Source organism: Pseudoxanthomonas koreensis, assembly GCF_010093225.1.
GTDB lineage: Bacteria > Pseudomonadota > Gammaproteobacteria > Xanthomonadales > Xanthomonadaceae > Pseudoxanthomonas > Pseudoxanthomonas koreensis.
Genome location: NZ_PDWM01000019.1, coordinates 44,813 through 55,828, shown reverse-complemented (window position 1 = coordinate 55,828; position 11,016 = coordinate 44,813). Strand labels below are relative to the sequence as shown.

Genomic DNA, 11,016 nt, shown 5'->3' with positions numbered 1-11,016 from the left:
ACGCGGGGAGGAGGGCGGGAAACTGCATGCGGGAACGTCGATGCCACGCGGAGGACGGGCGCGATGATCGGTGCCGTGTTGTCGGAAAGCGGTCGGAGATCCATGGCCGCCGGGTTAATCCGCTGCCACCGCATGAATCGCCGTTCAGCCCATGGCACGGCGCTGGACAAAGCGCCGCATGCGCCGGAAGCTTCGCCTCATTCCCCGGAAGCGGCCATGCGGATTCTCGTCGTCGAAGACAACCGGAGCCTGGTCGCCAACCTCTTCGAATACTTCGAGGCGCGTGGGCATGTGCTCGACGCGGCGCCCGACGGGCTCACCGGCCTGCACCTGGCGGTGACCCATGCGTTCGACGCGATCGTGCTCGACTGGATGCTGCCGCGCATGGACGGGCCCGACGTGCTCAGGAAGCTGCGCGAAGCGGGCATCGAAGCGCCGGTGCTGATGCTCACCGCGCGCGACGAACTTCCCGACAAGATCGCCGGGTTCCGCGCCGGTGCCGACGACTACCTGACCAAGCCGTTCGAACTGCCGGAACTTGAAGTGCGGCTGGAAGCGCTGCTGGCGCGGGCAGGCGGGCGCCGCAAGGGCAGGATCCTGCAGGTCGCGGACCTCAAGCTGGACATGGCGACCCTGGAGGCCACCCGCCGCGGGCAGTCGCTGCATCTGTTCCCGGCCGGCCGCAGGCTGCTGGAGGAACTGATGCAGGCCAGCCCGGGTGCGGTGACGCGCCAGCGCCTGGAGTTCGCGCTGTGGGGCGACAGCCCGCCGGACGGCGACATGCTGCGTTCCCACATCTACGAACTGCGCCGCAGCGTCGACGGGCCGTTCGAGGAGAAGCTGATCCAGACCATTCCCCGGATCGGCTACCGTCTCGCCGCGGCGACGGCGAAGGAGTCCGCCGATGGCCGCTAGAAGCAGCCTGCGCCGGCGGATCCTGATTGGCCTGCTCGGTTACGCCTTCGTGCTGACCCTGGCGGTGATCGTCCATGGCGTGGTGGTCAACGAGCATGCCGAAGCCCTGGTGTGGCAGACCCTGCTGGACTCGGAGATGGACCACATCCAGCAGCGGCTCAGGGAGGATCCCGGTTACCGCTGGGTCGACACTTCGAGCATGGCGCTGCTCGACGGCCGCACCGCGCCGCTGCCGGCGGAACTGCGGGGGCTGCCGCCGGGCGTGCATGACGAGGTGTTCATCGGCGGGATCGAGCGGGTGGCCCTGATCCGCGAAGTCGACGGCGGCCGCATCGCGCTGGCCCTGGACATCACCGACCTGGAGCGGCGCGAGGTCGACATGTGGCTCACCGTCATGGGATCGGCGGTCACCACGATGGTGCTGGTCAGCCTGGCGGTGTTCTGGGGCGTCGATCGCCTCGTCCGCCCGCTGACCATCGTCGCCAGCCGGATCGGCGCGTTGAAGCCGGACCAGCCCGGCCAGCGGATCGATGTCCCGGACCGGGCCACGACCGAACTGGTGGTGATCACCGACGCGCTCAACGATTACCTGCGCCGCAACGATGCCTTCGTCGAGCGCGAGCGCGCCTTCATCGACATGGCCAGCCACGAGCTGCGCACCCCGATCGCGGTCATCGCCGGGGCCAGCGAGATCGCGCTGGAACAGGCGGACATGCCGGTCCCGGTACGCCGTCAGCTGGGCCGGATCCGCGGTACCGCCCGCGACGTGGAAAGCCTGGTCAGCATGCTGCTGGTGCTGGCGAAGGATCCCTCGCGCCTGGCGCGGGCGGCGGAACGGATTCCGCTGGGCCCGTTGATCGCGGAAATCATCGAGCAGCATGGCCACCTGAGCCAGGGCAAGGACCTGTCCATCGCCTTCCCCGGCGACTCCGGCGCCGAAGTGGTGGCGCCGCTGCCGGTGCTGCAGACCGCGATCGGGAACCTGCTGCGCAACGCGATCGAGAACAGCGATCGCGGCACCATCGAAGTCCGGGTGGAGGCGCCGGCGACCGTGGTGATCTCCGATCCGGGGCATGGCATGACGCCGGAGGAGATCAGCGCGATCTACGCCAGGCTTGCCCGGGGCGGCGGCGAGCGCATGGGCGGCGGTATCGGCCTGGACCTCATCGCCCGCCTGTGCGAACACCTGGGCTGGACGCTGGAAGTGCGTTCGGATGCCGGCCGGGGCACGGTGGCGCGCCTGGTCCTGCCGGCCCCTCCTGCGGATCCGTGACCGCGCGGGATCGCGGCCAGCGCAACTCCGGATTCCACCGCCGGTGGCGCCATCACGGGACGGGCATCGGCTCGCGCGCAACAGGAACGGCACAGTCCCCGGTCATGGCCGTTCCGGGCACCAGCAGCCACGTATTGCGGTTGGACTGGCCCACCTCCAGCACCTGGTCGCGGTCCAGGCAGGCGTGCAGCGATTGCCGCGACGCAAGGACCCATCGCTGCCGCGGCCATTCGCCAAGCCATGCGAACGCGCGCTGCCACTGCGTATCCACTGGGGCCTTGAAGCCGAAGTCCACCGGTGCGCGGCGTGCCTGCAGGTAGTTCTGCTCGCGCCAGTCGACCATGCCCAGTGCATCGCCGGGCGCCATCCGCTCCTCCACCTTCTGCATGAGCCGGGCGGAGGAGGCAAACGGATCGAGCGTGGGCATCAGTCCGATCCCGTACACGGTCCAGAGCAGGACGGTGGCCGCCACCGTGGCCCGCCCGGGATGCGCGCGGAAGATGCCGGCCACCAGCACCAGTGCGACGCCCAGCACCAGCAGCCAGGTGGCGAGCGCGTGCACCGCGCCCGGGTCCAGGTCGCGGCCGGACAGGCTGGCGCGGAACAGCCCCGGTTCGAACATGAGGATCGCGCCGGTCGCCAGCGCGGCGATGGCCAGCACGATGGCATAGGCCCGCAGGCAGCGTCGCGCCCAGGCCATGCGCAGCAGCCCGGGAAGCAACGGGGCGGCGGCCACGCACAGGGCCGGCAGGGCGGGGAGGATGTACACCTCGCGCTTGCCCGGCGTCGCACTGAAGAACACCAGCACCAGCGCGGCCCAGCCGAGCAGCAGTACCTGGCGTGGATCCCAGCGGCGCAGGCGCCTGTACCAGGCAGGCACGAGCCTGGGCAGCAGCAGGCTGCCCGGCAGCCACAGGGTCAGGATGACCTGCAGGTAGTACCAGGCGGGCTGGACGTGGTGCCAGGCGGCGACGTAGCGGGTGCCGGTCTGGCGCAGCAGGATGTCGCGTGCGTAGACATCCAGTTCGGCGCCATGCGGGCGCAGCAGGGCCAGGCCCAGCGGCACCAGCCAGATGCCGACGCCGGCAAGGAATCCCGTGGGAAGCCATGCCCAGCCGAGTGGCGCACCCGCGACCACGGGAGCCTTGCGCCGCCACCGCAGCACCACCCACGGCAGCAGCACCAGCAAGGGCAGGAAGCCCACGCCCTTGGTCACCGTCCCCAGGCCCGCGGCGAAACCGGCCAGCGCCAGGCAGGGCAACGACGGCCCGCGCAGCAGGTGCCGGCACAGCGCCCACAGCGCAAGCGTGGTCATCGCCACCAGGACCATGTCGATTTGCGCGCGCTTGGCCATCAGCCCGAACTGCAGCGTGCAGAACAGGGCCAGCGCGGCATGCCTGGCCACCTTCCTGCCCCACAGCCGGCGCCCGAGGTCGTGGGTCAGCCACAGGCAGAGCAGGCCCGCCAGCAGCGAAGGCAGCAGGAAGGCCAGGTTCCAGTCGCCCAGCAGCCGGTGCGACAGCGCCTGCAGCCACATGAACACCGGCGGCTTTTCGGCGTAGAGCTCGATGCCGCGATGCGGGAGCAGCCACTGCCCGGAGGCCTCCATCGCCTTCGCGGCGAGGACGAAGCGCGGTTCGTCCGGCGGCGAAGGCGCGCGCATGCCGATACCCGCCGCCAGGGCCAGGGCCACCAGCACCCAGGCCAGCCAATGCCTGGCCGAACTCCGTTTGCCGGAATCTCCCCCGGCCGCTGCTCCTGCGCTGCCCATGCGACCAGTACCCCTTCCGGATGCCGCGGATGCCGCGGATGCCGCGGGGGCGCTGGAGGCTCCTGCGCGCTCCGGGCGCAACCGCCGTGGCCGGCGAGGTTGGCGCATGGCCTGTCGGAAGAATGTAGGAAAAGAAAAAGCCCGCCAGAAGGCGGGCTTTTCCAGAACCGGAAGGCGACCGGGCTTACTTGATCTTGCCTTCCTTGTAGATCACGTGCTTGCGAACGACGGGATCGTACTTCTTGATCTCCATCTTGTTCGGCGTGTTCTTCTTGTTCTTGTCGGTGGTGTAGAAGTGGCCGGTGTTGGCCGAGGAGATCAGGCGGATCTTGTCGCGCTTGGATGCCATGGTCGATTACTCCTCAGATCTTCTCGCCGCGCGCACGCAGCTCGGCCAGGACGGCGTCGATGCCGTTCTTGTCGATGGTGCGCAGGGCAGCGGTGGAAACACGCAGCTTCACCCAACGGTTCTCGGAGGCCACCCAGAAGCGGCGCTCGTGCAGGTTGGGGAGGAAACGGCGGCGGGTCTTGTTGTTTGCGTGCGAGACGTTGTTGCCGGTCTGCACGCCCTTGCCGGTAACTTGGCAAACGCGGGACATACGCACCTCGAAAGGTCTGGTGTCGCCCATAGCCCGGGAGACGGCGGCCCTGCGGACGGGTCCCCGCGCCTGGAAGGAGCGTCGAGCCGGCCGTACGCGATGCGGGAAGGAGTTCGATGCCGTGGCGGCCCCGGATCGCGTTCCCGGGCCGCCGATCCGGACAGGCCGGACGCAGCGAGCCGGTAATTATGCCGGCCCAAGTGGCTGATTGCAACCGGGTTCCCGCCCGGCTCAGGGCGCCCGGGTGGCCCCGCCGGTTCCGGCCCGGGACCGCTCGATGAAGGCGCCGATCCGCTCCTCCAGCACCGGCAGCGGCACCGAGCCTTCGGCCAGGACCGCGTCGTGGAAGGCGCGGATGTCGAAGCGGTCGCCCAGTTCGGCTTCGGCCCTGGCCCGCAGGCGGACGATGGCGATCTCGCCCAGCTTGTAGCTCAGCGCCTGCCCCGGCCAGGAGATGTAGCGGTCGACCTCGGTGGTGACCTCGTGCTCGGACAGGGCGGTGCGGTCGCGCAGGTAGGCCAGGGCCTGGTCGCGGCTCCAGCCGTAGTGGTGGAGGCCGGTGTCGATCACCAGCCGGGCCGCGCGCCACATCTCGTAGGTCAGCCGGCCGAAGTCCTCGTAGGGCGTCTCGTAGATGCCCATCTCCTTGCCCAGCTTCTCGGTATACAGCGCCCAGCCCTCGCCGTAGGCGGAGATGTAGCTGTCGCGGCGGAACGCCGGCAGTTCGCCCTGCTCCTGGCTCAGCGCGGCCTGCAGCGAATGGCCGGGCGAAGACTCGTGCAGGGTCAGCGCCGGCAGGTTGTACAGCGGGCGCGAGGGCAGGTCGTACGTGTTCAGCCAGTAGGTGCCCAGGCCGCCGCGGCCGGCGGTCCAGAACGGGGCGATGTCGTCGGGCACCGGCACGATGGTGAAGCGGCCGCGCGGCAGGGTGCCGATGAACTTGCCGACCTCGCCGTCGGCGCGCTTGGAGATCCAGGCGGCACGGTCGAGCAGCTGCTGCGGCGTGGTGGCGTAGAACTGCGGGTCGCTGCGCAGGAAGCGCAGGAAATCCTGGAAGCGGGTCGCCTTGCTGTCGCCCTTGAAACCGACCTGGTCGATGATCGCGTCCATCTCGCGCTGGATGCGCGCCACTTCGGCCAGGCCGATGCGGTGGATCTCCTCCGGAGTCAGGTCCAGGGTGGTGTATTCGCGGATCTGCTGGCGGTAGTAGTCCTTGCCGCCGGGCATCGCGCTGGCGGCCAGCGTGGTCCGCGCGCCCGGCACGTACTCCTCGCGGAAGAACACCTGCAGCCGCGCGAACGCCGGCACCACCGAATCGCGGATCGCCGCCTGCGCGGCCTCGCGCAGCGCCTGCTGCTCGGCGGCGGGGATGCGTGCCGGCAACTGCTTGAACGGCGCGTACAGCGGCGACTGGGTCGGATCCTGCAGGTTGGCGACCGCGGCGATCGAGCCTTCGCGGCCGTCGAGCACCGCGCGCGGCACGCTGAAGCCGCGCGCCAGGCCGGCACGCATGTTGTCGACCTGCTGGTCGAAATAGCGCGGCACGTCGTTGAGCCGGGCGATGTAGGCGCGATGCGCCTCGGCGGTGTGCATCGGCCGCCGCGCCATGAAGTTGAGGTTGGCCCAGAACGAGCTGTCCGAGTTGAACGGCATCTCGTAGCCGCGCAGCCGGGTCTCGTCGGCCAGGTTGCGGACCTGGTCGCGGTAGATCGCCAGGTTGATCCGGTTGGCCGGCGACAGCCGTGCCGGGTCGATCGCTTCGAGCTGGCGCAGCACGTCGTCCCACACCTGCAGCCGCGCCTGCTGCGCGGCCGGCGACACGTCGGGCAGCTTCGGGTTGAGGTTGCCCTCCTCGGCGACGCTGTCCTCGTCGCCCGCGCCTTCCTGCGCGCGTCGCCAGGCCCATTCCTTCGTATAGATGGCGCGGAACGCGGCATCGGCTGCGGTTTCGGCGCTGGCTGCGGCGGCGGGCGTGTCGGCAGCCGGTGCCGGCAGGGCGTGCAGGGACAGGGCGAGCAGGAGGGCGGCGGAAAGCGGACGGATCATGCGGGGCTTGGACATCGGCGGGAAAGCCCGATCATCCCATCGCCCGCACCGGGGGGTCATGGCCCGGAAGTGGGGGCTGCGGCTCCGCGCCGTCATCCCCTAGTGCGTGGCCCGTTCGCGCCGCCAGCCGCGGTGGCGGATGTCCAGTACCAGGTTGTAGACGGCCACGAAGCTGGGGAACAGGTTCTGCAGCACGCCCACCGAATCCTGCTTGGCCGAGAACAGGAAGTAGCTCAGCGTCATCAGGCTGCCGATGACGCTCATGTACCAGAACAGCCGCGGGATCACCGGCTTGCCGGCGCGGCGGGTGGCGACGAACTGGACCAGCCAGCGCGCGCCGAACATCAGCGCGCCGGTATAGCCGATCAGCTTCCACCCGGTGACGTGCAGGCCGGTCCAGAACAGCCAGGTCAGCGGCTGGTCGAGCCAGTGCAGTTCGGCGCCCATCTCAGAATTCCTCCACCGCGGTGCGGCGGCTGCGGGTGATCAGCCAGGCCACGCCGCGCAGGTCGCGGATGCCGACCAGGGCGCGGCCCAGGTTGTTGTACTTGGACACGCCGGCGGTGCGGTGGCGGTGGTTGACCGGCACGCTCTGCGTCTTCCAGCCCGCGCGCTGCACCAGCGCCGGCAGGTAGCGGTGCATGTGGTCGAAGTAGGGCAGCTCGAGGAACACGGCGCGTTCGAACAGCTTGATCCCGCAGCCGGTGTCGGGCGTGTCGTCGCGCAGCATCCGCGCGCGGATGCGGTTGGCCCAGCGGCTGGCCCAGCGCTTGGAACCGGAGTCCTGCCGCGCCACGCGCCAGCCGGCGAACAGCTTCACCTCCGGCGCGGCGGCGTCGCGCGCGGCCAGCAGCTTCGGGATGTCGGCCGGGTCGTTCTGGCCGTCGCCGTCGAGGGTGGCGATCCAGGCGCCGCGCGCAGCCTTGGCGCCGTTGCGCACCGCGGTGCTCTGCCCGCTCTGGCTGGCATGGTGCAGTACGCGCAGCTCCGGCACCCGTGCCTTGAGCGACTGCAGCACGGCCAGCGAATCGTCCTTCGAATCGTCGTCGACGTAGACGATCTCGAAAGGCACGTGGCCGCGCAGGGCGGCCACGATCTCGTCGACGAGCGGGGGGATGTTGTCGCGTTCGTTGAACACCGGAACGACGACGGAAAGCTCAGGGGAGGTCATGGGGGGGGACCCTGGTCGGCTGCCGGCATTGTCGCAAGCGCCGGATGAACAGTGAATCGCGGCGCGGGGTCAGGCCTGGCGGGTGCGCAGGCGCTCGAGCACGCCGTCGAGGGTGTCCAGGTCGGTGTAGTGGATCACCAGCCTGCCCTTGCCGCCCTTGCCATGGGCGATCGCCACCCTGGCGCCGAGCGCTTCGGACAGTTCGTTCTCCAGCGAGGCGATGTCCGGCTGCTGCGCCGCCGCGGCCTTGGCCTTGCGGGCGGCATTGCCGCCGGCCGGCAGCTTGCCGGCGGCGAACTGCTGGGCGCGGTGTTCGACCTCGCGCACCGACCAGCCGTGCTCGGCCGCCTCGTAGGCCAGCTTGCTGGCCAGTTCCGGCGACAGCGTGAGCAGGGCGCGGGCGTGGCCCATTTCCAGCCGCCGTGCTTCGAGCAGGGCGCGGATCGCCGGCGGCAGGTCGAGCAGGCGCAGCAGGTTGGACACCGCCGCGCGCGAACGGCCGACCGCGGCGGCGGCCTCGGCGTGGGTCAGCGAGAATTCGTCGATCAGCCGCTGCAGCGCCTGCGCCTCTTCCAGCGGGTTGAGGTCCTCGCGCTGGATGTTCTCGATCAGCGCCATGGCGATGACGGTGCGGTCGTCCAGCTCGCGCACCACCACCGGCACTTCGCCCAGGCCGGCCAGCTGCGAGGCGCGCCAGCGGCGTTCGCCGGCGACGATCTCGTACTGGCCCGGCGCCAGTTCGCGGACGACGATCGGCTGGATCACGCCCTGGGCCTGGATCGAGGCCGACAGCTCCTCGAGCTTGGCCGGGTCCATGTCGCGGCGCGGCTGGTACCTGCCCGGCTGCAGCTGGGCCACCGGCAGGCTGCGCAGCACGTCGCCCGGCTGCGGCTGCCCGACCTGTTCGGGCTGGGTGGCGGCGGCGGCGCCCTTGGGACCGAGCAGCGCTTCCAGTCCGCGGCCGAGGCCGCGCTTCTTCGCCGTGGCCATCAGGCGACCTCCACCGGGCGGGCGGGGCCGCGCGCGCGTTCGGCCTGGCGGCGGATCACTTCGCCGGCCAGGCCCAGGTAGGCCACGCCGCCGCGCGAGGCGCGGTCGTAGCCGACGATGCTCTGGCCGTGGCTGGGCGCCTCGGCCAGGCGCACGTTGCGCGGCACGATGGTGCGGAACACCTTGTCGCCGAAGTGTTCGGTCAGTTCGGCCGACACCGCATTGGCCAGGTTGTTGCGCACGTCGAACATGGTCCGCAGCACGCCTTCGATCTCCAGCGTCGGGTTGAGCCGCTGGCGCAGCGCCTCGATGGTCTCCACCAGCGCGCTCAGGCCTTCCAGTGCGTAGTACTCGCACTGCATCGGCACGATCACCGAGTCGGCGGCGGTGAGCGCGTTGAGGGTCAGCAGCGACAGCGCCGGCGGGCAGTCGATGATGATGAAGTCGTAGTCGCCGCGCAGCGGTTCCAGCGCCACCTTGAGCTTCTGCTCGCGGCCGTCGACGTCCATCAGCTGGATCTCGGCGGCGGTCAGGTCGATGTTGCCCGGCAGCAGGTCGAAGCCCTCGGCGGTGGTGACCACGACCGGGCGCGCGTCGCTTTCGCCCAGCAGCACGTCGCAGGTCGACGCTTCCAGCTCGCGCTTGTCCACGCCGCTGCCCATGGTGGCGTTGCCCTGGGCGTCCAGGTCCACCAGCAGCACGCGCTTGGGCGTGCGCGCCAGCGCGGCGGCCAGGTTGACCGCCGTGGTGGTCTTGCCGACGCCACCCTTCTGGTTGGCGATGGCGATGATGCGGGCCATGCGGGGACTGCCTCGACTGCGGGACCGCGAAGGTCCGGAACGGGCCATTATGCAAATTTCACGCCGCCCGGCCCACCTCGACCAGGTGACGCTCGGCGTCCAGCCCCGGAACCGTGAGCGGATGCACCGCCAGCGCGGCCCAGCCGGGGGGCAGGGCGGCGATTTCCGCGGCCGGGTGCACGCCCTTCATCGCCAGCAGCCGGCCCTGCGGCGCCAGCAGGTGGCCTCCGACCTCCAGGATCCCGGCCAGGGTGTCCAAGGCGCGGGCGGTGACCTGGGCGTAGGCGCCGGGTTCGTCCAGCGCCTCGGCGCGGCACTCGGCCACCCGTGCGCGCTGGCCCAGCCCGAGCTGGCGCACCGCCTCGCGCAGGAAGCGGGCCTTCTTGCCGTTGCTTTCCACCAGGGTCACGCGCAGGCCCGGGCACGCGATCGCCAGCGGGATGCCGGGCAGGCCCGGGCCGGTGCCAAGGTCGGCCAGCGCGCCGGGCTGTACGTACGGGTGCATGGCCAGCGAATCGAGCAGGTGGCGGGTGACCATCTCGTCCGGGTCGCGGATGGCGGTGAGGTTGTAGGTGCGGTTCCAGCGCAGCAGCAGCGTCAGGTAATCCAGCAGCGGCGCGGCCAGGGCGCGGTCCAGCCCGAGCGCGGCCAGGCCGTCGTCCAGGCGCTGGCGCAGGGCCGGGGAGAAGTCGGTGTCCATCTGCCGATTATCGTCGATGGCGCCAGGCGAGGGCGGCGAGGTAGCCGGGCTGCGGGGCCCATTCGTGCAGTTGCCAGTCCGCCGGGTCGCCCAGTTCCGGATCGCTGGCGCGCAGGCGCAGCGGCGCTTCGCCGCTTTCGCCGTCGAGGTCGAACTGCAGCCGGTGCAGGCCGAAGGCCAGGCCGCGGCCATGCGCTTTCAGCACCGCCTCCTTGGCGCACCACAGGCGCAGGAACGCGGCCTCGCGTGGTTCCGGCGCGAGTGCGTGCAGGTACTCGGCCTCGGCCGGGGCGAAGTAGCGCTGCGCCAGTTCCAGCGCGCGCGGGCGCGGGCGCCGCCGTTCCAGGTCCACGCCCAGGGTGACGTCGCGGCCCAGCGCCAGCAGCAGGCGTTCGCCGCTGTGGCTCCAGCCGGCGTCGCGGTCGCCGAAGGGCGCGATCAGGCGTGGCCGGCCGCTGTCCTCGCGCACCAGCGGCAGGCTGTCCTCGTCGCCGGCCCCCAGCCAGCCGGCGATCAGGCCGCGCACCTGCGGTTCGCCGCGCTGGCCGGGCACGTGCGCCAGCGCCTGTACCTGCACCGGGCCGAATCGCCATTGCGCCAGCGGCCGTGGGTCGCTCATGGCCGCAGTGCCCGGTGCCGGTCCGTATGCAACCGGCGCACAAGCGGGCGCGGCCGGGGATATACAGGCGCTTCACGCCGGCGCGCGTCTGATGGCCGGGCCCACCCCGGTTGCCGGGGTGACCCTTGAGGA

General features: G+C 70.9%; 12 protein-coding genes. 2 read left to right on the top strand and 10 right to left on the bottom strand.

Annotated elements, in window-relative coordinates:
• Positions 1-216: 216 nt before the first annotated feature.
• Complete coding sequence (locus tag CSC64_RS07785) at positions 217-915, top strand: response regulator transcription factor (protein WP_162434750.1); 699 nt, start codon at positions 217-219, stop codon at positions 913-915.
• Positions 905-2,188, top strand: a complete 1,284-nt coding sequence (locus CSC64_RS07780; protein WP_162434749.1) for a sensor histidine kinase — start codon at positions 905-907, stop codon at positions 2,186-2,188. The genes CSC64_RS07785 and CSC64_RS07780 overlap by 11 nt, the downstream gene beginning before the upstream one ends.
• A 52-nt stretch (positions 2,189-2,240) precedes the next feature.
• Here the strand turns inward: CSC64_RS07780 and CSC64_RS07775 are convergent, their stop codons facing one another.
• From CSC64_RS07775 to CSC64_RS07730, 10 genes are all read right to left on the bottom strand, one after another.
• Complete coding sequence (locus CSC64_RS07775) at positions 2,241-3,851, bottom strand: ArnT family glycosyltransferase (RefSeq protein WP_425501689.1); 1,611 nt, start codon at positions 3,849-3,851, stop codon at positions 2,241-2,243.
• Between the two features lie 292 nt (positions 3,852-4,143).
• Positions 4,144-4,308: a 50S ribosomal protein L33 gene (rpmG, locus tag CSC64_RS07770; RefSeq protein WP_036191471.1), complete on the bottom strand. Its 165-nt coding sequence runs from the start codon at positions 4,306-4,308 to the stop codon at positions 4,144-4,146.
• 13 nt (positions 4,309-4,321) lie between these two features.
• Positions 4,322-4,558: a 50S ribosomal protein L28 gene (rpmB, locus tag CSC64_RS07765; protein ID WP_019398348.1), complete on the bottom strand. Its 237-nt coding sequence runs from the start codon at positions 4,556-4,558 to the stop codon at positions 4,322-4,324.
• Positions 4,559-4,789: 231 nt separating this feature from the next.
• Complete coding sequence (locus CSC64_RS07760) at positions 4,790-6,604, bottom strand: DUF885 domain-containing protein (RefSeq protein WP_162434747.1); 1,815 nt, start codon at positions 6,602-6,604, stop codon at positions 4,790-4,792.
• Positions 6,605-6,703: 99 nt separating this feature from the next.
• Positions 6,704-7,051, bottom strand: coding sequence for a lipid-A-disaccharide synthase N-terminal domain-containing protein (locus tag CSC64_RS07755; RefSeq protein WP_162434746.1), 348 nt, complete (start codon positions 7,049-7,051; stop codon positions 6,704-6,706).
• A gap of 1 nt (position 7,052) precedes the next feature.
• Complete coding sequence (locus CSC64_RS07750; RefSeq protein ID WP_162434745.1) at positions 7,053-7,775, bottom strand: glycosyltransferase family 2 protein; 723 nt, start codon at positions 7,773-7,775, stop codon at positions 7,053-7,055.
• Positions 7,776-7,844: 69 nt separating this feature from the next.
• Complete coding sequence (locus CSC64_RS07745) at positions 7,845-8,765, bottom strand: ParB/RepB/Spo0J family partition protein (protein ID WP_162434744.1); 921 nt, start codon at positions 8,763-8,765, stop codon at positions 7,845-7,847.
• A complete protein-coding gene (locus CSC64_RS07740; protein WP_162434743.1) occupies positions 8,765-9,565 on the bottom strand; it encodes a ParA family protein in 801 nt (266 codons plus the stop codon). Before CSC64_RS07740 ends, CSC64_RS07745 begins: the two co-directional genes overlap by 1 nt.
• A 58-nt stretch (positions 9,566-9,623) precedes the next feature.
• A complete protein-coding gene (gene rsmG / locus CSC64_RS07735; RefSeq protein ID WP_162434742.1) occupies positions 9,624-10,265 on the bottom strand; it encodes a 16S rRNA (guanine(527)-N(7))-methyltransferase RsmG in 642 nt (213 codons plus the stop codon).
• A 7-nt stretch (positions 10,266-10,272) separates the two neighbouring features.
• Positions 10,273-10,884: a 4'-phosphopantetheinyl transferase family protein gene (locus tag CSC64_RS07730; RefSeq protein ID WP_162434741.1), complete on the bottom strand. Its 612-nt coding sequence runs from the start codon at positions 10,882-10,884 to the stop codon at positions 10,273-10,275.
• Positions 10,885-11,016 lie beyond the last annotated feature (132 nt).